This window comes from Planococcus notacanthi, assembly GCF_030407825.1.
Taxonomy (GTDB): domain Bacteria; phylum Bacillota; class Bacilli; order Bacillales_A; family Planococcaceae; genus Planococcus; species Planococcus notacanthi.
This window is the reverse complement of record NZ_JASDCQ010000002.1, coordinates 701,681-727,438: the sequence shown is the minus strand read 5'-3', so window position 1 is coordinate 727,438 and position 25,758 is coordinate 701,681. Positions and strand designations below refer to the sequence as shown.

Annotated in this window: 23 protein-coding genes and 1 riboswitch; all 23 genes read right to left on the bottom strand. The window is 49.2% G+C overall.

Annotated elements, in window-relative coordinates; genetic code table 11:
* Positions 1-2: 2 nt before the first annotated feature.
* On the bottom strand, positions 3-3,254 hold the full coding sequence (gene icmF, locus QMA01_RS11130) for a fused isobutyryl-CoA mutase/GTPase IcmF (protein WP_290214978.1): 3,252 nt from the start codon (positions 3,252-3,254) through the stop codon (positions 3-5).
* A 5-nt stretch (positions 3,255-3,259) separates the two neighbouring features.
* Positions 3,260-3,901, bottom strand: coding sequence for a TetR/AcrR family transcriptional regulator (locus tag QMA01_RS11125; protein WP_203339052.1), 642 nt, complete (start codon positions 3,899-3,901; stop codon positions 3,260-3,262).
* A 15-nt stretch (positions 3,902-3,916) separates the two neighbouring features.
* Entirely contained in the window at positions 3,917-5,056 is a 1,140-nt protein-coding gene (locus QMA01_RS11120; RefSeq protein ID WP_191713534.1) for an acyl-CoA dehydrogenase, read from the bottom strand.
* Positions 5,057-5,075: 19 nt separating this feature from the next.
* Positions 5,076-6,212 (bottom strand): acyl-CoA dehydrogenase, encoded by a 1,137-nt coding sequence (locus QMA01_RS11115; RefSeq protein ID WP_191713533.1) that lies wholly within the window; start codon positions 6,210-6,212, stop codon positions 5,076-5,078.
* Positions 6,213-6,231: 19 nt separating this feature from the next.
* The gene (locus QMA01_RS11110) at positions 6,232-7,083 is read right to left on the bottom strand and encodes a 3-hydroxybutyryl-CoA dehydrogenase (protein ID WP_191713532.1); all 852 of its coding nucleotides are present in this window, start codon (positions 7,081-7,083) and stop codon (positions 6,232-6,234) included.
* Between the two features lie 2 nt (positions 7,084-7,085).
* Positions 7,086-8,279 (bottom strand): acetyl-CoA C-acetyltransferase, encoded by a 1,194-nt coding sequence (locus QMA01_RS11105; protein WP_290214977.1) that lies wholly within the window; start codon positions 8,277-8,279, stop codon positions 7,086-7,088.
* A 382-nt stretch (positions 8,280-8,661) separates the two neighbouring features.
* Positions 8,662-10,803, bottom strand: a complete 2,142-nt coding sequence (locus tag QMA01_RS11100) for a (Fe-S)-binding protein (protein ID WP_290214976.1) — start codon at positions 10,801-10,803, stop codon at positions 8,662-8,664.
* Between the two features lie 268 nt (positions 10,804-11,071).
* A complete protein-coding gene (locus QMA01_RS11095) occupies positions 11,072-11,749 on the bottom strand; it encodes an alpha-ribazole-5-phosphate synthase (protein WP_203339048.1) in 678 nt (225 codons plus the stop codon).
* Positions 11,739-12,221 carry an ECF transporter S component gene (locus tag QMA01_RS11090; protein ID WP_290183993.1) on the bottom strand — a complete coding sequence of 161 codons (483 nt, stop codon included), beginning with the start codon at positions 12,219-12,221 and terminating at the stop codon, positions 11,739-11,741. Before QMA01_RS11090 ends, QMA01_RS11095 begins: the two co-directional genes overlap by 11 nt.
* A 1-nt stretch (position 12,222) precedes the next feature.
* Positions 12,223-12,813: a cob(I)yrinic acid a,c-diamide adenosyltransferase gene (locus QMA01_RS11085; RefSeq protein ID WP_191713527.1), complete on the bottom strand. Its 591-nt coding sequence runs from the start codon at positions 12,811-12,813 to the stop codon at positions 12,223-12,225.
* Between the two features lie 39 nt (positions 12,814-12,852).
* A complete protein-coding gene (locus QMA01_RS11080) occupies positions 12,853-13,245 on the bottom strand; it encodes a bifunctional adenosylcobinamide kinase/adenosylcobinamide-phosphate guanylyltransferase (RefSeq protein ID WP_238943028.1) in 393 nt (130 codons plus the stop codon).
* Positions 13,197-13,781 (bottom strand): histidine phosphatase family protein, encoded by a 585-nt coding sequence (locus tag QMA01_RS11075; protein ID WP_191713526.1) that lies wholly within the window; start codon positions 13,779-13,781, stop codon positions 13,197-13,199. The genes QMA01_RS11080 and QMA01_RS11075 overlap by 49 nt, the downstream gene beginning before the upstream one ends.
* Positions 13,754-14,524 (bottom strand): adenosylcobinamide-GDP ribazoletransferase, encoded by a 771-nt coding sequence (gene cobS, locus QMA01_RS11070; RefSeq protein WP_191713525.1) that lies wholly within the window; start codon positions 14,522-14,524, stop codon positions 13,754-13,756. Before cobS ends, QMA01_RS11075 begins: the two co-directional genes overlap by 28 nt.
* Positions 14,521-15,978 carry a cobyric acid synthase gene (locus QMA01_RS11065; protein WP_290214975.1) on the bottom strand — a complete coding sequence of 486 codons (1,458 nt, stop codon included), beginning with the start codon at positions 15,976-15,978 and terminating at the stop codon, positions 14,521-14,523. The genes cobS and QMA01_RS11065 overlap by 4 nt, the downstream gene beginning before the upstream one ends.
* A 4-nt stretch (positions 15,979-15,982) precedes the next feature.
* Positions 15,983-16,531: a bifunctional adenosylcobinamide kinase/adenosylcobinamide-phosphate guanylyltransferase gene (locus tag QMA01_RS11060; RefSeq protein WP_290214974.1), complete on the bottom strand. Its 549-nt coding sequence runs from the start codon at positions 16,529-16,531 to the stop codon at positions 15,983-15,985.
* Positions 16,513-17,592 carry a pyridoxal phosphate-dependent aminotransferase gene (locus tag QMA01_RS11055; RefSeq protein ID WP_290183989.1) on the bottom strand — a complete coding sequence of 360 codons (1,080 nt, stop codon included), beginning with the start codon at positions 17,590-17,592 and terminating at the stop codon, positions 16,513-16,515. Before QMA01_RS11055 ends, QMA01_RS11060 begins: the two co-directional genes overlap by 19 nt.
* Positions 17,579-18,532 (bottom strand): adenosylcobinamide-phosphate synthase CbiB, encoded by a 954-nt coding sequence (gene cbiB, locus QMA01_RS11050; protein WP_191713521.1) that lies wholly within the window; start codon positions 18,530-18,532, stop codon positions 17,579-17,581. Before cbiB ends, QMA01_RS11055 begins: the two co-directional genes overlap by 14 nt.
* Entirely contained in the window at positions 18,529-19,995 is a 1,467-nt protein-coding gene (locus tag QMA01_RS11045) for an adenosylcobinamide amidohydrolase (RefSeq protein WP_191713520.1), read from the bottom strand. The genes cbiB and QMA01_RS11045 overlap by 4 nt, the downstream gene beginning before the upstream one ends.
* A 2-nt stretch (positions 19,996-19,997) precedes the next feature.
* Entirely contained in the window at positions 19,998-20,990 is a 993-nt protein-coding gene (locus QMA01_RS11040) for a FecCD family ABC transporter permease (RefSeq protein WP_290214973.1), read from the bottom strand.
* On the bottom strand, positions 20,983-21,960 hold the full coding sequence (locus QMA01_RS11035) for an ABC transporter substrate-binding protein (protein WP_290214972.1): 978 nt from the start codon (positions 21,958-21,960) through the stop codon (positions 20,983-20,985). The genes QMA01_RS11040 and QMA01_RS11035 overlap by 8 nt, the downstream gene beginning before the upstream one ends.
* 483 nt (positions 21,961-22,443) lie before the next feature.
* Positions 22,444-22,630, bottom strand: a riboswitch (cobalamin riboswitch).
* A gap of 92 nt (positions 22,631-22,722) precedes the next feature.
* Entirely contained in the window at positions 22,723-24,384 is a 1,662-nt protein-coding gene (gene argS / locus QMA01_RS11030) for an arginine--tRNA ligase (RefSeq protein WP_191714460.1), read from the bottom strand.
* Complete coding sequence (locus QMA01_RS11025) at positions 24,384-24,791, bottom strand: YwiB family protein (protein WP_191713517.1); 408 nt, start codon at positions 24,789-24,791, stop codon at positions 24,384-24,386. The genes argS and QMA01_RS11025 overlap by 1 nt, the downstream gene beginning before the upstream one ends.
* A 169-nt stretch (positions 24,792-24,960) precedes the next feature.
* Complete coding sequence (locus tag QMA01_RS11020) at positions 24,961-25,458, bottom strand: antibiotic biosynthesis monooxygenase family protein (RefSeq protein WP_203339038.1); 498 nt, start codon at positions 25,456-25,458, stop codon at positions 24,961-24,963.
* Positions 25,459-25,758 lie beyond the last annotated feature (300 nt).

Sequence of the window (25,758 nt, the reverse complement as noted above, 5' to 3'; positions counted from 1 at the left end):
ACCTACATATTCCGTCGGTACTGCCCGCCGACTTCATATAAAGCTGTTGTAATTTGGCCTAAGCTTGCGACTTTCACGGTTTCCATCAATTCTTCGAAGATGTTGCCGCCCGTCTTCGCGACTTGCTTCAGGCGCTCCAACGCTTCGGTGGAATCGTTGCGTTCCTGGAAGGCGCGCAAGTTGTTGATCTGTGTTTCTTTTTCTTCGGTTGTGGCGCGGGCGATTTCCATCGCGTTGATGTCGTCGTCTGATTGCGGATTCGGGTTCAAGTAGGTATTGACTCCGATGATCGGCAATTCGCCTGTGTGTTTCTTCATTTCGTAATGCATGGATTCTTCCTGAATTTTGCCGCGCTGGTACTGTGTTTCCATTGCGCCCAGAACGCCTCCGCGGTCGTTGATGCGGTCAAACTCGGTCAATACCGCTTCTTCCACCAATTGCGTCATTTCTTCGATGATGAACGCGCCTTGCAGCGGATTCTCGTTTTTCGACAATCCATGCTCTTTGGTGATGATCATCTGGATCGCCATCGCGCGGCGAACCGATTCTTCGGTCGGCGTCGTGATCGCTTCATCGTAAGCATTGGTATGAAGCGAGTTGCAGTTATCCTGCAGCGCCATCAATGCCTGTAACGTTGTGCGGATGTCGTTGAAATCAATTTCCTGTGCATGCAGACTGCGCCCGGATGTCTGTACATGGTATTTCAGTTTCTGGCTGCGTTCGTTGGCGCCGTATTTATCGCGCATGACAACTGCCCAGATGCGGCGTGCCACACGGCCGATGACGGTATATTCCGGATCCAGCCCGTTCGAGAAGAAGAACGACAGGTTCGGCGCAAAGTCATCGATGTTCATGCCGCGGCTCAAGTAATATTCCACATACGTGAAGCCGTTGGACAGTGTGAAGGCCAATTGGGAAATCGGATTCGCTCCCGCTTCGGCGATATGGTAGCCCGAAATCGATACAGAGTAGTAATTGCGCACTTTGTGATCGATGAAGTATTGCTGGATATCGCCCATCATGCGCAACGCGAATTCAGTCGAGAAGATGCAGGTGTTCTGCCCTTGGTCTTCTTTCAAAATATCGGCTTGTACGGTGCCACGAACGACTTGCAGCGTGCTTTCACGGACTTCTGTAAATTCTTCGACAGTCAACGTGCGGCCCAGTTTTTCTTCATTCAACTTGACCTGCTGATCAATTGCCGTGTTCATGAACATCGCCAAAATGATCGGTGCCGGTCCGTTGATGGTCATGGAAACTGAAGTCGAGGGCGCACACAGATCAAATCCTGCGTAAAGTTTCTTCATATCATCAAGCGTACAGATTGATACACCTGATTCGCCGACTTTCCCGTAAATGTCTGGACGGTGATCCGGGTCTTCGCCGTAAAGTGTCACCGAGTCAAAAGCTGTAGACAAGCGTTTCGCATCGTCATCTTTCGATAGATAATGGAAACGGCGGTTCGTGCGTTCAGGCGTTCCTTCTCCCGCAAATTGGCGCTTCGGATCTTCCCCTTCGCGTTTGAACGGGAAAACCCCTGCCGTATACGGGAATGAACCCGGTACGTTCTCTGCGTAAACCCAAGACAGGATCTCGCCGTAATCAACAAATTTCGGCAATACCACACGCGGCACTTTGATGCCGGATAGGCTTTCCGTACGCAGGATCGTGCGGATTTCCTTGTCTCGTACTGATGTGACGAATTCGTCTCCGGCATACATCTCTTTCAAAGCATCCCAGTTAGCGAGAATGCGTTTTGATTCAGTCGTCAGTTCGTCGCGGACGCCGTCAGCCAGCGATTCGAGTGACGCGACCAATGCATCATCCGGCGCTTTTTCCTTAACCGCTTCGATGGCGCCTTCCAATTGGAACAAGCGGCGCGCAAAGGCGGCTTGTTCTTTGGATTTTGCGTGGTAGCCACGGATCGTGTCCGTCAGTTCACGCAAATAATAACGGCGATCATTTGGAATGATCAAGTTTTCTTTCTGGGTTTTGACGAATTTATCGTAATCCGTCTCCCAGTCGGTTCCACATTTTTCATTGACCGTAGCCACAAGTGCCGCGAACAGGGAGTTGGTCCCTTTATCGTTGAACTGGCTGGCGATTGTGCCGTAGACCGGCATTTCATCCAGGTCTTTATCCCATAGCAGATGGCTGCGCTGATACTGCTTCTGCACTTGGCGAAGCGCATCCTGCGAACCGCTGCGTTCGAATTTATTGATGACAATCAAATCCGCGTAATCGATCATATCGATTTTTTCAAGCTGTGACGGTGCACCGAATTCACTGGTCATGACGTACATGGAAATGTCCGAGAAGTTGGCGATTTCCGCATCTCCCTGGCCGATCCCACTTGTTTCCACAACAATCAAATCGAAATCCGCCGCTTTCACGACGTCCAAAACATCTCCGATTGCACCAGACAGCTCTGAGCGTGAACCGCGTGTTGCCAGGCTTCTCATAAAGACACGTTTATTGAAGATGGCGTTCATGCGGATGCGGTCACCCAAAAGCGCGCCGCCTGTTTTCTGTTTGGTCGGGTCGATCGACAGAATTGCGATTTTCTTGTCCGGAAGTTCAGACAGGAATCGGCGAATCAATTCATCGGTCAGCGAGCTTTTCCCAGCTCCGCCTGTTCCGGTGATGCCGAGGACCGGCGTGTTTTTCGTCTGTTCCCGTACCGCTCTCAACAATTCGTCGGTATCGGTGTCGCGCGTATGCGCTTCTTCCGCAGCCGTAATCAGGTTTGCCAGTACTACCGGTTCGTCGGCAGAAAGGTTTTCGATTTTCTGATCCGGTTTCACCGTCGAGAAATCACATTCCTCAACGATTTCCGTAATCATGCCCTGCAGGCCTTTTTTGCGGCCATCTTCCGGTGAGAAAATGCCGGCAATGCCGTATTCTTCAAGTTCTTTGATTTCACGCGGCAAAATAACGCCTCCGCCTCCGCCATAAATCCGGATATGCGATGCGCCTTTTTCCTGCAGCAAATCATACATATACTTGAAGTATTCCATATGGCCGCCTTGGTAGGACGAAATGCAGATCCCCTGAACATCTTCTTGGATAGCCGCATTGACCACTTCTTCAACCGAGCGGTTATGGCCCAAGTGAATCACTTCGGCACCGCTTGATTGCAGAATCCGGCGCATGATGTTGATGGACGCGTCATGGCCGTCAAAAAGACTGGAAGCCGTGACAAAGCGAATATGGTTTTTCGGCTGATAGGTTTTCGTTTCTTCGATTGTAGCCATTATGATCAAGCCCCCTGTATTGAAATGTTTTCTCCTGCCATCCCCTGCAAAAGAAATTTGGTTTGCATGTCGATAAATTCCTGAATGGTGAAGTCGCGCAACGCCCAGCGTCTGAAAGCCCACATTTGGCCTTGTACGAATAAATGATGGGAAGCCATGACCACTTCTTTCGGCGTCATTTTGATTTCCCCGTTGTCGACGCATTGCGTCAGCAAACGTTCAAAAAGCGCCACCATTTCAATTTCTTTATTCAGTACATAACTTAATGCGTCCTTCGGCAACGATTTGGATTCCTGGTACATGACCACGAATTCATCCTGCATATCATCGATCAAGGTGTAGTAATGCTCGATCGCCGTCACAAGGACATTAATGGAACCCTGTTCGATATCAAGCCGGTCCAGACGTGTGTGCACTTCGTCATAAATGGAGTCACAGACGAGGTACAGCACATCTTCCTTGGTCCGGATGTATTCATACAACGTACCGATACTGAAACCCGCGGCTTTGGCGATTTCCCGTGTCGTCGTCCGGTGAAAGCCTTTTTCTTTAAAAAGCGTGACAGCACCGCGAATCATCTGTTCGCGGCGCTTTTCAATCAAGCTTTCGTCTTTCACGGAGGACGCTATTTCACGCTTTTTGTTCATAAGGCAACCCTCCGCTTATTTCGTAACCATCCGGGAAATAACCAGACGCTGAACTTCCTGTGTGCCTTCGTAAATTTGAGTGATTTTCGCGTCGCGCATAAAGCGTTCAACCGGATAATCTTTCGTATAGCCGTAGCCCCCGAAGACTTGAACCGCTTCAACCGTTACTTTCATCGCTGTATCGCCGGCCATCAATTTCGCCATCGCCGACTCTTTGCTGTAAGATAATTTATTCGATTCCAACCAAGCTGCCTGGTAAGTCAATAGACGGGAAGCTTCGATTGAAGTCGCCATATCCGCCAGTTTGAATGACACGCCTTGATTGGCAACAATCGGCTTGCCGAATTGCTCGCGTTCTTTCGCGTAGTCGATTGATGCATCAAGTGCTCCTTGTGCGATTCCGACAGCCTGTGCCGCGATGCCGTTGCGTCCACCGTCAAGCGTCTGCATAGCGATTTTGAAGCCTTGGCCAAGTTCGCCCAAAACGTTTTCTTTCGGTACACGGCAGTTGTCGAAGATGATTTCAGTTGTCGGGCTTGAGCGAATGCCCAGCTTGCGCTCTTTTTTGCCGACCGAGAAACCTTCAAAGTCTTTTTCAACGATGAATGCTGTCGTGCCTTTATGCTTCGATTCCGGATCTGTTACCGCAAATACGATGTAGATGTCCGCAATTCCGCCGTTGGTGATGAAGATTTTCGAACCGTTCAATACATAATGGTCTCCATCTTCTTTCGCTGAAGTGCGCATAGCGCCTGCATCCGAGCCTGAAGCGGGTTCCGTTAAGCCGTAAGCGCCGATTTTCGTGCCTTCCGCCATTGGGCGAAGGTATTTTTGTTTTTGTTCTTCCGTTCCGAATGTATAAACCGGCCATCCTGCCAGAGACGTGTGGGCAGATAATGTAACGCCTGTCGATGCGCAGACACGTGATAATTCTTCAACTGCGATGCAGTACGCCAAATAATCCGAGCCGATTCCGCCGTATTCTTCCGGCCATGGAATACCCGTAAGGCCAAGTTCAGCCATTTTATCGAAAATCTCACGGTCAAAGCGTTCTTCTTCGTCGCGCTCTTCCGCTGTTGGCGCCACTTCTTTATTAGCGAAATCTCTTACCATTTTGCGGATCATTTCGTGTTCTTCAGACAGTTGAAAATTCATTTTCCATTCCTCCAATAAATTATTTAAGTAGTTGTTTGCTGATGACGATGCGTTGAATTTCGCTTGTGCCTTCATAAATTTCCGTTACTTTAGCGTCGCGGAACAGGCGCTCGACTGGGTAATCTTTTGTATAGCCATAGCCTCCGAACACTTGAATGGCTTCAATCGTGACATCCATCGCTGCTTTCGAGGCGAAAAGCTTGGCCATGGAAGCTTCTTTATTGCAATCCTTGCCTTGTGAATACAAGTCCGCCGCGTTGTAGACCAGCAGTTTCGCCGCTTCCACCTGAGTAGCCATATCCGCCAGCTTAAAGCCGATGCCTTGCTGCTGGGCAATTGGTTTGCCGAACTGTTCGCGTTCTTTGGCGTAAGCCACAGCATATTCATAAGCCGCTTCAGCAATGCCGAGCGCTTGTGCCGCGATGCCGATGCGTCCGACGTTCAAATTCGCCATGGCGATGCTGAATCCTTTATTTTCTTCGCCCAGCAAGTTTCCAGCCGGTACCCGCATATTTTCAAAGGTCAATTGGACCGTTTTCGAACCATGGAGACCCATTTTCTTTTCGTTTTTGCCGATGACCAAGCCCGGTGTATCCTTTTCAACAATGAAAGCCGAAATTCCACGGGAGCCTGCAGAAGGCTTTGTCGAAGCGAAGACGATATACGTATCCGCTGCGCCGCCATTGGTAATAAAGACTTTCGAGCCATTCAAAACGTAATGGTCTCCGTCTAGGACCGCTTTTGTCTTCAGGCTTCCTGCATCCGAACCTGCCGCCGGTTCTGTCAGACAGAAAGCGCCAAGGTATTCGCCGCTCGCCAGTTTTGGTACGTATTTTTCGATTTGCTGCTGTGATCCGAAATTGAGGATCGGGTTGGTGCCGACCGACGTATGGACTGACAGGATAACTCCTACCACGCCGCTCGCTTTCGATAATTCGTGGATAGCCGTGATATAGGAAGTGAAGTCCATTTCCGCACCGCCGTATTTTTCAGGAGCTGTGATTCCCATCAATCCGAGCTCGCCCATTTTCTTTAAAATCGCCGTTGGAAATTCATCGTTTTCCATGTTTTCGATAAACGGTGTAATCTCTTCTTTCGCGAAATCTCGCACCATGTTGCGCATCATAAGCTGTTCATCTGTAAAGTGCAAATCCATTGCGGTTTTCCCCCTAATATTAAGTGTAGTCATAGAAACCGCGTCCGGTTTTCTTGCCTAGCCATCCTGCTTTGACGTATTGGCGCAATAACGGGCTTGGGCGGTACTTGCTGTCGCCGAACCCTTCATGCAGCACTTCCATAATGTACAGGCAAGTATCCAAGCCAATAAAATCAGCCAATTGCAACGGTCCCATCGGATGGTTCATGCCGAGTTTCATGATGTCGTCGATTGCTTCTTTGGTGGCGACCCCTTCTTGAAGTGTGAAAATCGCTTCGTTGATCATCGGCATCAAGATGCGGTTCGCAACGAATCCTGGGAAATCATTCACTTCCACTGGTGTTTTTGACAGCTGAACCGTCATTTCTTCCACTTTTTTATAAACCTCATCAGAAGTTGCCAAGCCGCGGATAATTTCCACAAGTTTCATCACCGGTACCGGATTCATGAAATGCATGCCGATTACTTGCTCCGGGCGGTTGGTGACTGCCGCAATCTCTGTAATTGGAAGAGATGACGTGTTTGTTGCCAAAATAGCATGCTGTGGCGCCACTTCATCCAGCGTTTTAAAGATGCTGTGTTTGATGGCCATGTTTTCAACAGCTGCTTCGATGACGATATCCACATCATGAGCATCCTTAAGATCAAGCGACGGTGTAATGCGTCCAAGGACCTCATTCTTTTCTTCTTCCGTCATGCGGCCTTTTTCAACATTGCGGGACAGGTTCTTGGTGATGGTCCCGATTCCGCGATCGTATGCTTCCTGCTTCATATCATTCAGTTTCACGTTCAATCCTGCCTGTGCGCAAACCTGCGCGATGCCGGAACCCATTTGTCCGGCGCCAATGACCATTACGTTTTGAATCGACATGCTTATTTTGCCTCCTTAGGAACTTCAATCATGATTGCGTCGCCTTGTCCGCCGCCTGAACAGATGGCTGCGATGCCGATGCCGCCTCCGCGGCGTTTTAATTCATAAGCCAATGTCAGGATAATGCGTGCGCCGCTTGCACCAATCGGGTGTCCAAGCGCTACTGATCCGCCGTTGACGTTCACTTTTTCAGCATCCAAATCAGCGATTTTCGAACTTGCCAGCGCCACTGCTGCAAACGCTTCGTTGATTTCAAACAAATCGATGTCATCCAGAGATTTGCCGGTTTTCTTCAATAACTCGTTGATGACGATGCCCGGCGTTTCCGGGAAACGGTGCGGCTCGATCGCCACTTCCGTATGGGACAATATGTGCGCCAATACGTTTTTTCCTTCGTTCTGTGCGCGTTCTTCGCTCATCAGTACAAGTGCAACTGCACCGTCATTGATGCCAGGTGCGTTTCCAGCAGTAATTGTTCCGTCTTTGCCGAATGCCGGTTTCAGTTTCGCCAATGCTTCAATAGTGGAATTGGCGCGTGGCGCTTCGTCCACGTCAACTGTAATCGGATCCCCTTTGCGTTGTGGAATGTCGATCGCGACGATTTCTTCAGAGAACAGATCTTTGGCTTTGATGGCGCGTTCATGCGAACGTGCCGACCACTCATCCTGAGCTTCACGCGTCAGATTGAAATCTTCAGCAGTTGAGTTTCCGTAAGTCCCCATGTGGACTTTGTCCGGGTGGAACGAACACGACAATCCGTCATGGACCATGCCGTCAATTACTTGGGCATCTCCCATGCGAAGTCCCCAACGTGCTTTCGGAAGATAATAGGGTGCGTTGGACATGGATTCCATGCCGCCTGCAACAATTACTTCCTCATCGCCCAAGCGAATGATCTGGTCTGCCAACGTGACGCTGCGCATGCCGGATGCGCAGACTTTGTTGATTGTTTCAGATTTGACGCTGTAAGGAATGCCGGCTTTTTTCGCGGCTTGGCGTGAAGGGATCTGCCCTTGCCCTGCCTGCAATACGTTGCCCATGATGACTTCCTGGACGTCTTCCGGCTGGATATCCGCCCGGCTCATTGCCGCTTTGATCGCTTCTGCCCCTAATTCACTTGCCGATAACGTGCTCAAGTTTCCTCCAAATTTCCCGAATGCTGTGCGTGCCCCATCGATAATAACTGTTTTTGCCATGATGATTTCCTCCCCTTTGCGTTTGCTTGTAAACGGTTTCAAGTATAGTGAAAAATATAAATGGTGAAAGTAGAGCAGGGTTTAAGAAGTCGCTCCAAGCAACATTTTCTGCTTTTTCTTTTATACATCATTTAATTACTTTTGAATGAGCAGCGGTTAAAAACATTGTTCCTGCATCGCTGCGCTAGCTTAGTCGCAAGTTCCACAAGCTGAATTTTATTCAGCCCATAAAGTTGACTGAACGCTCGCTCGGTATGAGTGCAAAAGAAAAGGGAGTACTTCACTCCCTTTCTTTTTTCTTGCTTATGCTGTTATTCTACTTAATTTTCTGTCATTTGGCAATTATTATTTACTCATTGGTGTTTCTTAGTGGAGCTTCAGCTTATTGGACCACTGACTCAGGCTCAGGCATTGGTGTTTCATTGCCAAGAACGGCCATTTCCAATAGCTCAGCTACATCGTATGTTCCAACTTCATCTTCGACTTCTTTCGCTTTCGTACCATCTGACAGCATTGTCAGGCAGTATGGACAGCCTGAAGAAATCATGGTCGGATTGACTTCAAGTGCTTGTTCCGTACGGGCAACGTTGACGCGATGGCCTGCATCTTCTTCCATCCACATCATTCCCCCGCCGGCTCCACAGCACATGCCGTCTTGGCGGTTGCGGACCATTTCGACCAATTCCACGCCTTCGATCGCTTTCAATATCTCGCGCGGTGCGTCGTAGACATCGTTGTAGCGGCCGAGGTAACAGGAATCGTGGAACGTGATTCGTTCGTTTACCGGGAATTGCGGTTTCAAACGGCCATCTTGGACCAGTTCGAACAGCATTTCGGTATGGTGGTAGACTTCTGCTTTAAAGCCGAAATCCGGGTATTCGTTTTTAAAGATGTTATAAGCATGCGGGTCAATCGTGACGATTTTCTTGATTTCCGCTTTTTCGAATTCTTTGATGTTGCCTGTCGCCAGTTCCTGGAACAGGAATTCATTTCCGAGACGGCGTGGCGTATCACCCGAGTTCTTTTCTTTGTTGCCCAGAATCGCGAATTTCACTCCTGCTTCGTTCATCAAACGGGCAAATGACAAGGCGATTTTTTGTGAACGGCTGTCGAATGAACCCATTGATCCAACCCAGAACAGGAATTCGAATTCTTCGCCGGCTTTGTTCATTTCTTTAACAGTTGGAATTGAAATATCTGGACGTGCATCTCTCCAGTTTTCTTTTTCTTTACGGTTAAGTCCCCAAGGATTCCCTTGCTTTTCGATGTTTGTCATCGCACGCTGAGCATCTTTGTCCATTTTCCCTTCCGTCATTACCAGGTAACGGCGAAGGTCGATGATTTTGTCGACGTGCTCGTTCATAACCGGACATTGGTCTTCACAGTTACGGCAAGTCGTACATGCCCAGATTTCTTCTTCTGTGATGACGTCTCCAATCAAGCTCGGGCTGTATAGCTCGTCGATGCTGATTCCTTCAGCGCCGGCAGCCATCGCCAATTGGTTTCCTTGCGTATTGTTGAATGCCATTGCCGGCACCCATGGTTTTTTCTGTGTCATGACGGCACCTGTATTCGTCAGGTTGTCACGAAGTTTTGTAATAAGATCCATCGGAGACAGCATTTTCCCTGTTCCGGTTGCCGGACACATATTTGTACAGCGTCCACATTCTACGCAGGCGTAGAAATCGATCATCTGCCCTTGTGTAAAGTCGGTGATTTTTCCGACACCGAACGAAGGCACAGCATCCGGATCTTCTTCATCTTCCATCTCTTCAAAGTTGATCGGCTTCAAACGGCCGACATGGTCCACTCGGTGGAACCATGTGTTGACCGGTCCGAAGATCAAATGAGCGTGTTTCGATTGTGGAACATAAACCAGGAATGTCAGCAGGAACAATAAGTGTGCCCACCACATAACATAGAAAATCGTTACAGTTGCAGCTTCAGGCAACCAAGAGAATGCAGCAGCGACAAGTGAAGCGACTGGTTCAGGCCAAGCACCTTCGTGTCCGTGCCAAAGCATGGCCATTCCGTTGCCGATTAATACAGTTACCATCAATCCACCGATGAAAATAAGCACCAGCCCTGATTTCCATCCGCGCTTCAAACGGACAAGCTTTTCAATGTAACGTCTGTAAAACGCCCAGACCACCGCTACCAGAATCGTCAATGTGACGATTTCCTGGAAGAAAGTGAAAGCCGGGTAAAGCGGTCCTAACGGCAAATGTGAATCCGGTGACAAGCCTTTGATGATGAAATCAATGGCACTTGCCTGAACCAACAGGAAGCCATAGAAGAACATCACGTGAATCGTTCCGCTCTTCTTATCTTTCATTAATTTCTTTTGTCCAAAAACATTGACCATAACTTTCCGTAAGCGCTCGTTGAAGTTTTCCTCAAACTCGACCTTTTGGCCAAGCTTGATGAAATCATATCTCGACTTCAATAAATAAATGAAGAGATAGATGGCGTAAGCGGTTACAGCTATGAATAAAACCCAGTTTGCAATGAGCAATGGCTCCATCGTGATATCCCCCTTGTGTGTATATTCTAAAAATTCCCTACCTAAAGTTTACGTGAACACTAATAGATTGTCGATACTATGTTCTAGTTTAAAATATGAATGAGCATTCAGTCAACCTAAATTTAAAAGAGTTTTCAAATATCAAGCATTGAATGTTTGCTACACATAAGATACCAGTTAACGATTTTAAAATCTACAGTTCTTTTGTATGGAGAATAATTGCCGGACGACAAAAAACCATCATCCATAAATGGATGATGGCTCTGCTTTATTGAAAATCAATCGAAAAAAGATATTCTCCGAAATAATCTTGAACATGTTTTCTCTTTTCTGGCATTGCACCGACCAGAACGCAAGTTGCCGGTCCGGCGGAGCTGCCGACGTCAAGATCCGCAGAAAATTCCACGGCATTGCCCATCAGCAATTCTGCTTCATGCGCAATGCCTTTCGATCCGACTGGCCAAACACGTTCGATCAGCTCCGATTCCAAAGCTTTTTTAATGGCAGCCAAATCAGCGATTTGATCGGCCTTCGTGAGGACGTCTTCTCCGACCAATGGAATCCCGTAGACAAACCAGTTCAAAGATCCAGCCGCTGCTTGTTTGCGAGACTGTTTTCCGATTATCGTCACGGCGATTCCGGATTGTAAAGTGGCCATATTGGTTTCCGTGCTGCCCGAAATCGGCGGCAGCCGGGTTTCGGCTTCAGCAAAAAGGTCAGCGATGCCCGCCGCATAGGCATCCCAATGAGCAGCACCACTAAAATTGTGAAGCAACACGGCCTGCGGTTCGCTGCCGGATGCCCATTGTTCAAGCAACGCGACCCGTGCGGCAAATTTAGCCGTGATGGAATCTGGAGCCTGGACCACATCCTGCTGTTTTTCACCGATGGCTGCAGAATTATCTGAAGTGATGACAAAACCATCTATCGAAATCTCATGACGCATGCAGTAAACCTCCACGTACTCTCAGCACGTAAGGCATCAGCAAAGCAGCCACTCCGGCATTAATGGAAGCCGCAATTACCAGACCCGGTACCGAAGCATAGAAAAATGCCGGCGACAAAAGAAAGTAGAACGGAACGGCTGCGACCATACCGTTGCCAACGATGAATGCTGGCCATTTCAACCACCGTTTTCCCGCACTATGCAATATCGCGAACAGCCAGACGACTGCCCACATTTCAAACGCAATGATCAGATGAAACGGTCCGAGCGGCATGCCGCCAAACAAAGCCGAAATCAAATGGCCGAATGCCGCGATGGTCCCTGCGAGCGGTGCTGAAAAAAACAACACGGCTACCAAGGCCGGCATTGAATCAAGTGCAATGGATGCAATGCCGAGCGGAATTTTGATCATGCCGCCAATTGCGGATAAGCTGATGAATAAAGCCGCCAGCGCCAGTTTCTGAGCCGTCATCCTATTCCACCGACTTTTTGCTGCGCCCGCCGTTCTTGAAAACTTTGGCGCTGCGTACGTATTCATTATCCGGAACGCCGGCACGTGAATTGACGACACGGGCTGCAGCGAACAGGTAATCGGACAAGCGGTTCAAATAGCGCTGGACTACAGGCGGGAAATCTTCTCCTGCTCTCATCAATGTTACTGTCTGGCGCTCAGCACGGCGTGTAATCGTGCGGGCAATATGCATAGTTGCCGCTGCCGGCGAACCTCCGGGCAGGATAAATCGTTCCAGCAATGGCGGCTCTTCCATCAATTCATCGATGCGTTTTTCTAAAACTTCCACCGGTTCTTCCGTCATTTTGTAATTGGGTTCTTTACGGACATCGGCCAAGTCGCCGCCGCAATCGAACAATTCGTTTTGGATGGCTTCCAAGTCCGCCAACAAGTCGGCGTATAAGTCAGGTGCCAATTCGGTCATCGCTTTGCCGATAAATGAATTCACTTCATCAATGGTGCCGTAAGCCTCAACGCGTGGTGCATCTTTGTCTGTGCGTGCTCCGATTAAACTAGTTTGCCCTTTGTCTCCGGTTTTTGTGTAAATTTTCATGTTCATCTGCCCCTTTTTCCGCTTTCACGGAATGAATTTTTACTTCAGTTTTTCTGGAATCCCATACCAAATGCGTGTAATGCTGTGTGCTTCAGCAAATAAGAACTGATAGATCCTGCCCAGAACGTCGCGCATTTCCCGTTCAATCCGCTCAGTCGGCACAATGCCGCGATTGAGATCTGTTAAAATCCAGGTTTGCTGCGTTTGTTCCCGACCGACCGTTTTTTTCACTTGCTCCATTAAATATTCTTCTGTAAAACCCTGTTCAAGCTGCTGTTTGACCCACAGCTCCAAACCGGCAATGACTATATTTATTTCTGTAGCTGAAGGTTCTGGCAACCGCCCTTCATTCCATTGGGCTACCTGGCCTTCCAGCCGGTCTTTCACATATTGCCGCTTGCCGTTAAAGGCTCCACCGAAAACGATGTGCATAATGCCCGCTCCTCGAACGCTTGGCGGTTTGGCCACGTTAAAATGTGGCAGCCCCCGTGTAGCGCAATTTGATCTTGAAATTTTTCATTCAATGCCTGAGCCATTAGGTAACGAATCGGACCGCCGTGGAGAACCAATGTAACTGTATTGCCTTCCGGCAGTTTTCGGATGCCTTGTTCAATCCGCTGAGCCATGTCCGTAAGGCTTTCACCGCCAGGAGGCTTGCTGTTCCAAGGATTATCTATCCAGTTGCGGTACAGTTCAATGTCTTTCAGCTCTTCATAGGTTTTCATTTCCCATTGGCCAAAATGGCATTCCCGTAAATCCCGGTTTGCCCGGTAGACTGCATTCGGAAACAGTATCGCTGCCGTCTGGCGGCACCGCTTCAGGTCACTGCCCATAACGGTTTGAAGTTTCAGGTCAGGTTGTGTCTGAAACGGAAGGATCGCTTCATCGGTCCAACCGATATAACACTTTTGTTGATTGCCTTTTGTAGGGGCATGGCGAATTAAACGAAGAATAAAAGGCTGATCCATAATAAAATCTCCACTCCTTCCACATACGCACCGAACAAATCACCCGTCACGCCGCCGAAATTCCGAAGGCACCAGGCGCGGAACAGCCAAAGCGATCCGGCCACTAGCACCAGCAGCGTCAGTGCAATCCAACTAGTTGTGCTCCAAACCAATAACACGAAACCGATGGCAATAAAAATCAGCGCAGCTATGAACAGCTTTCTGTGGTCTGCCCGTTGTTGGAAAAATGCTGCCAGCCCTTTTGGTTTTGCTGAACAGGTCGTGCTGAACAATGCCAGCAAGCCGATTCTGGCTAACACCGGGATGAATAAAATCAGCACCAGCGAAACGGCCTGTACCGATTCCGCCACCACAATGATTTTCCCGACAATCGCCAACAGCAAAATCATGGTGCCAAAAGCGCCAATCCGCGGATCTCCCATGATGTCTAACCGTTTATCCCGGTCCTGATAGGAAAAATAAGCATCCCCGGTATCCGCCAGGCCGTCCATATGGAGTCCCCCGGTCAGTACCATGCCAATGACTACGACGGTAAATCCGATCAACAGCGAACTGACATCCGTTGTTTCTCTCAAAAGCCATACTGCTCCGGCCAAGGCACTGCCAAAAAGCACACCCAGTACAGGCAACATCGCATACATCGCAGTGATATGGGCTTTTTCCATCGGCAGCTGTTTCTTTACCGGAATCACCGAGAAAAATTGAAGCGCCAATAGTAATCCTGTCCCTAACTGCCGGCTCATAAACTCGCCTCCATGATTTCTTCGACTTTCTGCCAGTCCAAGTGGCTCTTGACATGTTGTGCCCAGCGGTCAAATGGGTCTGCCACAGCTTCGGGTAATGGCACTGGCAAATTTTTCCGCTTGCGGATAGGTGCCAAGAAGGCAGTCCGGCACTCGCGATTCCGGAAAAATCCATGCAGATGCGTGCCCAGCACCTGTTCATGGAAATAGCCTTCTGCAGAACTTCCACTGCTTATGAGCGGATAGTCTGTTTGCTTCACGTTGCCGTGGTGGATTTCATAGCCGGTGACAGAAACTTTCGCATCTGAAAATGCAGCGAGGCCGTTCTTTCGTTGGACCACTTTCTGTTTTTCGAACTGGACATGCATATTCGGCACCAAGCCAAATCCCCGTTCTCTTTCTATTGCGATGCCATCATGGCCTTCGGGATCCGCCAGGGTTTCAGCCAACATCTGAAATCCGCCGCATAAGCCGACAATCCATGTATTCCCCTTCAATTCCTGGAGTTTTATGCCAAGCCCCTGCTTTCTCCAATAGCGCAAATCTGCAATCGTGCTTTTTGTGCCTGGCAGCAACAAGATATCCGGCTGTCCAATGTCTTCGACCGTTTCCGCCCAGCGGATGGTCACATCCGGTTCATTCAGAAACGGTTCTACATCTGTGAAATTCGAGATGTAAGGATGCCTGCAGATGACCAGTTCAATAGGATTTTCCACTCTGGCTATCCGCTGTACGGCCTGCACACCAAGTGAATCTTCCTGTTCGATTTCATGGCTGGCCATGTACGGGATGACCCCGAGCACCGGAATGCCTGTATACGATTCCAGAAACTGGACGCCGTCTTTAAAGAGCTGCGCATCGCCATGGAATTTATTGATGATCAAGCCTTTGATCCGTTCCGGTTCAGGCATCAAAGCGAGCGTTCCGACAATCGAGGCAAACACACCGCCGCGTTCGATGTCGGCGACCAAAATCACCGGCACATCCGCCCGTTTTGCCACCGCCATGTTGACCAGCTCCCGGTCGTTCAAATTGACTTCAGCCGGGCTTCCGGCTCCTTCGATGACCACATGGGAAAAGTCTTTGGCAAGGTTGGCAAGTGCCTGATCGATGACCTCCAGCCCTTTTTCATAAAACCGGGTCCGGTAATCCATGCCATCCATCGTCACCAGTTTTTTGCCGAACAGCACGACCTGAGATTTCATGCCGCTTTCCGGCTTCAGCAGAATCGGATTCATATCCACTGTCGCCAGTGTCCGTGCCGCTTCGGCTTGGACACCCTGGGCACGGCCGATTTCTTCGCCTTTTACTGTCACATAGGAATTATTCGACATGTTCTGTGATTTGAAAGGAGTTACTTTTATTCCCTGATCGGACATTATCCGGCATAAGGCCGTACAGATCATGCTCTTCCCGACATCTGAAGCGGTTCCTTGAATCATAATTCCGCGCATCTTGTCACTTCCTTCTGAATGCCAGGCCGTTTTCCATTTCAATGGCCTGATCGGCTTGCTGCACAAGCCAGATGTGGATACGCCCGAGCCAGCTTTGGTAAAGTTCGTCGCGCACGAAATCGTCCAGCACTTCGTTCGAAACGACTGTCAACAAGTCAACGGTATGCAGCATGGCAAGAATCGACTGCTGCAGGCCGTTCCATTTCTCTTCCATGCACCCCGGTTGATCGGCGCACATATTGCCCGTCTCCCAGCCCTCGTAAAGCTCATTAGCCAGCCACGTCGTCACACAATCCCATAACACCATGTCTTCCGGCTGCAGTTTTTCTAAAACACTCTCCATGCGGTAAGCTTGCTCAATGGTATGCCAACCGTCTTGAAAACGATCTAGACGGTGGCGTTCAATGCGTTTCTTCATTTCTTCATCATAAGCTTGCCCGCTGGCTATATATACTTTCCGCGCGCTTCCCGCAGCGCGGACGACAGATTCCGCATAGGCACTTTTGCCGCTTCGGACTCCGCCGCTGATAAATATCAATTGGCCTTGAGCCACTCCTTAATCGCCTCCCGCAATTTCGCCATGTTTTCCGTTGATTTCATGCCGATTCGAAACCAGTTGCCGTCCATTCCTTGAAATGATTCGGTATGGCGAAGGACGATTCCAGCTTTTAAGAAATCTGTAAAAAATGCTGCAGAACAACTTGAATCCGGCAATTGGAATGACAGGAAATTAACTGCGGAATCAGTGCTCCGGCAATTGTTTGCTGCTAAAAACTGCTGCATTTTTCGGCGTTCCCCGGAAGCGGCTTGGATGACGTTGCGGCGGTAATCTGCTTCTCCTAAACACTTGGCTCCGATAACAGCCGATAAGGCATTGACGTTCCAATGCGCTGCCCCTTGCTTCAATTGGCCGATCTTTTCTGCCGCACTGACCACATAGCCGAGGCGCAACCCTGGAATGGCGTACATTTTGGTCATCGAACGGACAATGAAAACATTCGGAAAAGCCGGCAAGAACGGCATGAAGGAAGCCTCTTCTCCAATAAAATCAATAAAAGCTTCATCAATCACAAGTTCACAGTGGTGTTCCAGGCAAATCTGCGCAATTTCCTGAAGGGTGTCGGTGTCCAGTAACGTACCTGTCGGATTATGCGGATTGCAGATGTACAGCGCTGCGCATCCCGGGATTATGTTCCGGACATCTTGAACGGTCAATTGCCAGCCGTTTTCCGGCACCAATTGCAGCGCTTTGATCTGGACATTTTCCGCTTCCAGCGTTTGGCGGTATTCGGAAAATGCCGGTTCGATCAAGACAACCTGCCGGCTCCGATATCTTCTGGCCAGCCAAGTGAAAATTTCAGCTGCCCCGTTGCCTGCAGCGACTTCACCGGCCGCCACATCATGGAATTTGGCAGCTGCCGTACGGAACGGTTCTCCATCGGGATCTGGATAAGAACCGGTCAAACCCAGCATATCGGGCCAAATCTCTTCCAAAAAAGCCGGTGGGCCAAAAGGATGGACATTTTCGCTGAAATCTAAAATCTGTGGCGGCGGGCTGATGCCTGCCTGTTTGTATAAACGAAGTGGATTGGCTCCATGATTAGGCAATTCCAAACAAAATTCCTCCTAAAGCAAATATGATGAAAAAACCAGTGGTGGCCGTCTGCATCTGGCTGACAGCTTCTTTAATGTGGCTTGCTTCCAGTGGATAAACCGGCATACCCATACGTGCACGCTCCGACTCGATTCCACGGTAGCGGTTCAATCCGCCCAGTTCTACACCTAATTGCACGGCTGTCGCCGCCTCCAGCCAGCCGCTGTTCGGGCTCGGATGCTTTGGTGCATCCCGCAGCCATTCCGCCAAACGCTGACGCATGGTCAGTGATCGTTTGTTAGATGTGAGGATTAAAATCAAAAATCCGGTCAGGCGGCTCGGAATGAAGTTTAGTACATCATCCGCTTTTGCAGAGGCAAAACCGAACTGCTCAAACTCTTCATTTCGGTAGCCGACCATCGAATCAAGTGTATTGACGGATTTATACAGCCACAAGCCCGGAGCGCCGAGCAGAAATGCCCAGAACAGCGGTGCAGTGACACCATCGCTGGTATTCTCCGACACCGTCTCCACGACGCCTCTTGTAATTTCACTTTCATTTAAACCTTCTGTATCCCTGCCGACAATCCAGGACAACTTTTCACGTGCCAGGACAAAGTTTTTATTCGTCAATGGATCGTAGACCTCCATCGCTGCGTCTTTCAGGCTCTTCTGTGCAAGCCCGGAAGCGATCAATACGGCTTCTACAGCAATTCCCAAAAACGCATTTAAAGAATAAGCCCAAAAAACAACCGCGTAAACGAGCAGAAAAACGGTCACAGCAATCGTTCCCAGCAGCCAAAAACCGTTCCGGAAAGCGTTCGGTCCGTGATTCCAGCGTTTGGTCAACTTGCGGATCGCAGTCCCGATCCAGCGGACAGGATGTGGCCAATTGGGCGGATCACCAATCATACGGTCGATGGCCAGGCCCAGCGCAATAGCAATCAGATGCGAAATCATAGGCTTTTCGCTTTCGCCAACTGATACAATTTGAGCGCTTCAATAGTGCATTCGAAAACACCGACGCCGATCAATTTTCCAAGTTCGGTGATGGGGCCGGCATAAGGCAACTCCTCGCCTTGCTGCGTGGCTGCTACCAGGCAGCTGTCAGTGGACGTGCCGGTCGCGATCGTGCCGGTCAGTGGATCTTTGACTTGCTCCTGCTGAAGGGCTTTGGTCTTCGCTTCTGTTGCAGTGATCATTGCCTGGATAAACGCTTCATCGGATAAGATGCCATTGACCAGGATCCAGGTATTGATGGTCCCGACACGCAAGGTGCGCTCTACCGCTTTTGAGACGTCAACGCCGTTTCCAACACCAGCAGTGACAGCAATCACCACTGAGCCGAATGGGCCCTCATACTCTTTAATGATGGCATCTTCCGTTTGGACAGCTGTCATCATCCCTACAGTGTCCGTCGTTTTCAGTCCGCTTTCTTCGATATACTCGGACATTTCCTGGACACTGTTGTTGATGTTGTAAAATGCATCCACATGGCGGTTCATGAAATTGCGGAACCAACCGGAGCCTGCATTGACGACTGCGGATGATACCGTCTTTAACGGAATCGGACTCTGGTAGAGCACCATGTCTTTGGAAATCCGGAAGTCCTTTGCCCGTATGCTTGCCTCACTGGATTCGCGCTCGACGCCCGGCAATAAAGTGATCTGCGGTTTAGGCAGTTCCGGATGCGGGTGGTTGCTGACGCGTGTATGATAGACGGTTTCAATATCTTGTTCCCGAACCACTTCATGCGGTTCGCCGATCCGGACGACCCCTCCTCCATCCATCAGCAGCAATTGATCGCAATACATGGAAGCCAGGTTGATATCATGAAAAATAGAGACAATCGTCAAGTCTTTTTCAATGGCCTGCTTTTTGATGGTATCGAGCAATTCCTTCTGGTGGTTGATATCCAGATGGTTGGTCGGCTCATCCAAAAGCAGGATCCCTGCATCTTGTGCCAGAGCCTGTGCCACGAAGACGCGCTGTTGTTCGCCGCCCGACATCCGATCGATTTGTGTCTGTTCATATTGGCTGATGTCCATCAACCCCATCGCTTCCACAACAGCTTCTTCGTCTTCATCCGACCAGGAAGAAAACCAGCCGCTTTGATGCGGATACCTGCCAAGTGAAACCGTTTCACGAACCGTATGGGCAAAAGCGTGTGCATGCAATTGAGGCAAGACCGCCATTTTCCTGGCCAGTTCTTTCGCCGTAAAATCAGCCATGGGTTTGCCGTCAATCCGGACTTCTCCACCTGCAGCGGGAAGCACTCCACTGATCAATTTCATCAAGGTAGATTTGCCGCTTCCATTGGGTCCCAAAATCCCGAGGATCGAGCCTTTATTGACAGTAAAAGATACGTCGTTGACGATATTCTTCTCGCCATAGCCGCCTGTTATTCCTTTTATTTCAAGCATGGTCATGCCCCTCCTTTGCGTTGCCGGAAAAAGATGAATGCAAATACCGGTGCTCCGATAAATGCGGTAATGACACCGATCGGCAATTCCGTCGGTGAGATGATTGTTCTCGACACCAAGTCACAAATGATCAATAACGCGGCTCCATTGATGAACGATAATGGCAGGACGTGGCGATGATCCGATCCCCATAATAAGCGGGTCATATGCGGCACCACCAGACCGACAAATCCGATGGTTCCGGAAACTGAAACGGCTGCTCCTGTCAGTACCGAACCGCCGATTAAGATGATCATTTTGCTCTTTCTGACATCGACGCCCAAATGTTGTGCGCGTTCTTCACCAAACAGCATGGCGTTCAATTCTCTGCGTTTCAGCCACAAGACGAATGAACCGATCAAAACAAACGGCAGCGCCATCCGTACATATGGCCATCCGCGCATCGACACACTGCCCAGCAGCCAGCCGATGATTTGGCGCAGCTCTTCTCCGGTCAATGCAATCATCAGGGAGATGATTGAGCCCAGAAAAGAACTGAAGATGATGCCTGTTAAAATGACGGTTTCCATTTTCATGGAGCGATCCACCAATTTTGCGAAACTCATCACGGCGAGCATTGTCAGCAACGCCCCGATCATGCTCATGACCGGCAAAGTGAATGGTCCTAAAAATGGGATGGATATGCCAAAAAAGAGCGTCATCACAGCGCCGACTGAGGCACCGGAAGACACTCCCAGGGTGTAAGGATCGGCCAATGGGTTCTTCAGAAGCCCTTGGAACGCAGCCCCGGCAATCGCCAGTGCCGCTCCGACAAGCCCGGCTAAAATAACACGGGGCATGCGGATATTCCATAAAATATTGGCTGCTGCCTCATCCGAAGACGGATTCCATAACACGACGGGCGAAATGGAAACCGTTCCGACCGTCACCCCCAGCAAAATGGCGCCTGCTAAAATCAGCAGCGAGACGCTGTATGCCAGTACATTCTTACTCATTGAACACTTCAGGGTAAACAGCTTTCGCCATTTCCATCAGCCCTTCTGATAAACGTGGGCCTGAACGGGTGAGCATGTCCGAATCCAGGTTATAGACAGCATCTTCTTTGACAGCTGTCACTTCCGCAAATCCATTGCGCGATTTGATTTGGTCGACCGCATCTTCGATATAGCCGCCTTCTGTTGTGATGATGACGTCTGGATCAGCTGCAACGACGGCTTCTGCGTCCATTTTTGCCCAGCCTTCCAAATCGCCCGCTATATTTTCAGCGTTGATGAGCGTCAACATTTCATCCATGAACGTGCCTTTTCCGGTCGTGTAGATGTCGGGTTCACTTCCGACTTCCAAAAAGACAGTCTTCGGCTCTTCGATTGTGCTTGCCAATTCTTCGATTTCCGCCACTTGGACTTCCATTTCAGAAACGATGCTTTCCGCCTCTTCCATGGTGCCTGTCGCTTGCGCGATCACTGTAATGGAATCGTAGACTTCATCAAAGCTGACGGCATTGTTGACTACAAATACATTGAGTCCAGCGTCACGCAACTGCTGCAACCCTGCATCGCCAACACCCAATCCCGATTCATGCGCAAGCACCAAATCCGGTTGCAGGCCAATGATTTTTTCCACATTGAATTCCTGGCCGCCGATTTTTTCAATTTGCCCCGCTTCTTCCGGATAATTATCAAAATCCGAAACGCCGACTAATTTGTCACCAACGCCAAGTTCATAAGCGATTTCTGTATTTGATGGCACCATCGAAACAATGGCTCCCGGTTCTTCCTCGATCACCACTTCTTCGCCTACTGCATCCGTCAACGTCACTGGAAATTCTACATCCGCAACTTCCGTCGGCGGTTCCGCCGGTGTTTCAGTATCCTGTTCTTCTACGGGCGTCGCCGTATCTCCGCAACCCGCCATCAATACCGCGGCCAATCCTGCGGTTGCACCAAACTTCCAAATCTTCTTCATGAATAAATCCCCCTTGTTGTGTGTAGTGCTTTTTGAACTAATGATTTGTAGTAGCCGATATTCCGTAAAACAGCTACGCTTTCGGGCCCACAGGATGTGGGTCATGCAGCCGGCGCGACAGGACGTCGCGGTGCCAGCTGCCAAGGGCTAGGCGAAGCGAGAAGACAGGTGTCCTTTGCCTGGCTTCTTGCGGGTGCAAATGAGGGAACAGGCATTCCTGGGACCTCATCTGCGACGAGCTTACGCAGGAGCAATCGTCTTCGCTCTACCCAGAGCGTCCGAAGCATTGGGTAAAAGCCAGTTTCTTTAGTTCAACTTATCTAGCAATTTTTATATACGATATAAATAATTTCTCAAATGATTCAGATGCAGAAAGTTTGAAGAAATCTCCTTGAGAACACAAAATCCCCCGCAGCAAACTGCGAGGGATGGAAAGGACGCCATAAAAAAGCATGCGCATCCAGCCTTTCCTCGCAGGCGTTTGGGTGTGTCGTCATAAAGGCAGGTCTCCTGGCTTGTGGTCTTCGGTTTCTGCACCTTCCCAAAGCATTGCTTCAGTGGCATTTTGCAGATTCCTCTCACATACAGTGGCGGGACCGCGCCGGAATTAAACCGGCTTCCCTTTTAACTCATGTTCTTAGACATAAGCACCTTTATGAATGGTTCTCATATTCTGTTTCTTCATTTCATCCCGCTTCTAAAAGCGATAGATTCATTGATTGAAGTTTCTCTTTATTATACACGTAAACGTTTGTCTGTCTCTTACATTTTTTCCGGAGCTGCGACGCCGACTGTCTTCAACGCGTTGGCCAAGGTTGTTTTCACAGCCATGATCAATGCCAGACGGGCACCGGTCAATTCCGGGTTAGAGGCATCCAAGACTTTGTTGGCATTGTAGAAACTGTGGAAATTAGATGCCAATTCATGAATGTATGTCGTGATTCGGTGAGGTGCACGCTGCTTGGCTGCATCCGCAATGACTTGCGGGAAATCACCGATTTTCTTCAGAACATCGATTTCTTTTTCAGAAGTCAATAAGTTCAACTGGTCTTCTGAAACCGTCAATCCCTGTTCTTCTGCCTGACGCAAAATCGAAGAGATGCGGGCATGCGCATATTGCGAATAAAAGACCGGGTTTTCATTGGATTGTGACACAGCCAAATCCAGATCGAAATCCATATGCGTATCGCCGGAACGCATGGCGAAGAAATAACGCACAGCATCCAAGCCGACCAATTCGACAAGCTCGCGCATTGTTACTGCTTTACCCGTACGTTTGCTCATCTTCATTTTTTCGCCGTCTTTGTACAATTGCACCATTTGGATGATGCTGACTTCAAGCGTGTCGCGGTCATAGCCAAGTGCTTCAATCGCCGCTTTCATGCGCGGGATATAGCCGTGGTGATCAGCTCCCCAAACATTGATGAGCTTTTCGAAGCCACGCTGCAATTTATCTTCATGGTAAGCGATATCGGGCATCAAATACGTATATGTACCGTCATTTTTAATCAAAACACGGTCCTTGTCGTCACCGAACGTTGTCGAACGGAACCACGTTGCTCCGTCTTCTTCAAAAACATGGCCATTGGCACGCAATTTAGCTAAAGCTTCATCAATCTTGCCGTTTTTGTAAAGAGACGATTCAGAATACCATACATCGAATTTCACACGGAAATCCGCCAGATCCTGCTGCAATTTCGCCAATTCCACTTTCAATCCGTGCTGGCGGAATTCTTCAAAACGCTCTTCATGAGTCATGCTGACAAATTTGTCGCCATGTTCCTGTACCAACGCGTCCGCAATATCTTTAATATCCTGTCCGCGGTAGCCATCTTCCGGCATGCTGTCGCCTTGGCCAAGTGCTTCAAAATAACGGGCTTCTATCGACAATGCCAAATTATTGATTTGATTGCCGGCATCGTTGATGTAGTATTCGCGTGATACGTCATATCCTGCAAGGTCCAATACATTGCACAGCGAGTCGCCGACTGAAGATCCGCGGGCATGGCCCAAATGCAGGTCGCCTGTCGGGTTGGCTGATACAAATTCCACTTGGATGCGTTCGCCTGCACCTGCAGTTGAACGGCCGTAATCCGCTTTCTGGTCGAGCACGGTTTTGACGACGTCCTGTAAGTAATCCTTTTTGATGGTGATGTTGATAAATCCGGGACCGGCGATTTCCACTGTCTGGATGTTCGCTGTGTCTTTATCGAGGTTTGCTACAATCGCTTCTGCAATCGCGCGGGGCGGCTTTTTCGCCAAACGCGTCAATTGCATCGCAATATTTGTGGCGTAATCGCCGTTCGCTTTGTCTTTTGGTGATTCTAAACGAACTTCAACCGGTTCGGCTGTCAATTCCGCTTTTTCAATTGCTTCCGTAAATGCCGTTTTAATTGCCTGTTGGACTTTTTCTACTGCGTTCATCATTTAGCCTCCATAAACTGTATTTCCATTTCGTATTCACCGACAGGATCCGAGCCCAGTGCAAGGTCGTATCGGACTTTAAACCGCGTATCGCTGACCGACAATTCATGCGCCTTTGTCGTCAGCATAAATGACCCCTGTTCATTCGTCAGATTTCCCGTCTGTTCTTTATGTAATAAAAACGGGAGCCGCATCTGCAGGCCGCCGCTTCTCATAATCACCGCTTCGTCTTTTTGAAGTTTGACCGTTGTCCGGATTTCGAGTTCGTCCTGCTGTTCGGCATATTGCAGGTAACGCAGCTCGTTTTTCTCCGTCAAGGTTCCATGAGATTCCAATACCATCACTTGCTCTTCCATATCCGGCTGACGGATCGTCGTCGTCAGTTTGATCGTCACTGTCTTTTGCATGGCTCTCCGCCTCCCCGTCCTTTGATAACCTTTATATTATAGCTTGACTCGACTGTGTTTTTCAATGAAGGATTGGCGGTAACGGCAGATTAAGCAAAAGACCACATGTTTCAGCCTGAGCTGAATGCACGTGGTCTTTCATCAATTGTTCATTTTAATGTGTCGTTGCTCATCTTGTATAGGTTGTGACAAAAGAAGGGCGCGGGAAAATATTCGGGCGTTTATCGATGCCTTCCGCTGTGCCGCGCTTAGCATGAGCATGGCCATACGCTTGCGATTCCTGCCAGTCTTTAAACGATTGTTCGTCTTTCCATAAGGTCAGAATGGCGTACGTATCCGAATTCACCGGCCGCAATACGCGAATTGCCGCGAATCCTGGTTCTTTCTCCACCATCCCAGCTCGATTCTGGAAGCGCGACTCGAACAGCTCACGGCCTTCCTCCGACACCGGAATGTTATTGAATACGGCGTAATAGCCATCATTGATATCTCCCACAGCATTCAACACCTGGTATGCTTCTGCGCCCTGCAAACCAGGACCGCCTTCTGATTCATAGAGCAACACGGCTTCGTCATCATTGACCAGATAAATCAGCCGTGCATTTGCCAGGTTCGCCATCAGCATCACCGCCTGATCGCGATGGCCTGTCCATTTATACAATTCCATTGTCAGCACCTCTTCCAGATAAGTAGTCTCCATCTATCTTACCGGTTTTAAATTAAAGATTCTATTTTGGAGAGTCAGGTAGCTTTGAAGATCCCAAATGGTTTGTGAATCGATACGTAAAATACAATAGAAAAAGCCGACTTGGAAAATTCCAAGCTGGCTCTTGCTGCAATTATATTGATTGATATAAATTTGTGCCTTTGCTTTTCTTATTGTTTAGCTCCAACAGCCAGCCCCTCGAGTCGCTTCGGCCTTTCCAGTAACGGCACAGAACGCCATTACCGGTAAGGCTTCCAGCGC

Excerpts from the sequence above, each read along its gene's own strand:
- icmF (WP_290214978.1), bottom strand. The coding sequence starts at position 3,254 with ATGGCTACAATCGAAGAAACGAAAACCTATCAGCCGAAAAACCATATT.
- QMA01_RS11125 (WP_203339052.1), bottom strand. The coding sequence starts at position 3,901 with ATGAACAAAAAGCGTGAAATAGCGTCCTCCGTGAAAGACGAAAGCTTG.
- QMA01_RS11120 (WP_191713534.1), bottom strand. The coding sequence starts at position 5,056 with ATGAATTTTCAACTGTCTGAAGAACACGAAATGATCCGCAAAATGGTA.
- QMA01_RS11115 (WP_191713533.1), bottom strand. The coding sequence starts at position 6,212 with ATGGATTTGCACTTTACAGATGAACAGCTTATGATGCGCAACATGGTG.
- QMA01_RS11110 (WP_191713532.1), bottom strand. The coding sequence starts at position 7,083 with ATGTCGATTCAAAACGTAATGGTCATTGGCGCCGGACAAATGGGTTCC.
- QMA01_RS11105 (WP_290214977.1), bottom strand. The coding sequence starts at position 8,279 with ATGGCAAAAACAGTTATTATCGATGGGGCACGCACAGCATTCGGGAAA.
- QMA01_RS11100 (WP_290214976.1), bottom strand. The coding sequence starts at position 10,803 with ATGGAGCCATTGCTCATTGCAAACTGGGTTTTATTCATAGCTGTAACC.
- QMA01_RS11095 (WP_203339048.1), bottom strand. The coding sequence starts at position 11,749 with ATGCGTCATGAGATTTCGATAGATGGTTTTGTCATCACTTCAGATAAT.
- QMA01_RS11090 (WP_290183993.1), bottom strand. The coding sequence starts at position 12,221 with ATGACGGCTCAGAAACTGGCGCTGGCGGCTTTATTCATCAGCTTATCC.
- QMA01_RS11085 (WP_191713527.1), bottom strand. The coding sequence starts at position 12,813 with ATGAAAATTTACACAAAAACCGGAGACAAAGGGCAAACTAGTTTAATC.
- QMA01_RS11080 (WP_238943028.1), bottom strand. The coding sequence starts at position 13,245 with ATGCACATCGTTTTCGGTGGAGCCTTTAACGGCAAGCGGCAATATGTG.
- QMA01_RS11075 (WP_191713526.1), bottom strand. The coding sequence starts at position 13,781 with ATGGATCAGCCTTTTATTCTTCGTTTAATTCGCCATGCCCCTACAAAA.
- cobS (WP_191713525.1), bottom strand. The coding sequence starts at position 14,524 with ATGAGCCGGCAGTTAGGGACAGGATTACTATTGGCGCTTCAATTTTTC.
- QMA01_RS11065 (WP_290214975.1), bottom strand. The coding sequence starts at position 15,978 with ATGCGCGGAATTATGATTCAAGGAACCGCTTCAGATGTCGGGAAGAGC.
- cbiB (WP_191713521.1), bottom strand. The coding sequence starts at position 18,532 with ATGATTTCGCATCTGATTGCTATTGCGCTGGGCCTGGCCATCGACCGT.
- QMA01_RS11045 (WP_191713520.1), bottom strand. The coding sequence starts at position 19,995 with ATGCTTGAAATAAAAGGAATAACAGGCGGCTATGGCGAGAAGAATATC.
- QMA01_RS11040 (WP_290214973.1), bottom strand. The coding sequence starts at position 20,990 with ATGAGTAAGAATGTACTGGCATACAGCGTCTCGCTGCTGATTTTAGCA.
- QMA01_RS11035 (WP_290214972.1), bottom strand. The coding sequence starts at position 21,960 with ATGAAGAAGATTTGGAAGTTTGGTGCAACCGCAGGATTGGCCGCGGTA.
- argS (WP_191714460.1), bottom strand. The coding sequence starts at position 24,384 with ATGAACGCAGTAGAAAAAGTCCAACAGGCAATTAAAACGGCATTTACG.
- QMA01_RS11025 (WP_191713517.1), bottom strand. The coding sequence starts at position 24,791 with ATGCAAAAGACAGTGACGATCAAACTGACGACGACGATCCGTCAGCCG.
- QMA01_RS11020 (WP_203339038.1), bottom strand. The coding sequence starts at position 25,458 with ATGGAATTGTATAAATGGACAGGCCATCGCGATCAGGCGGTGATGCTG.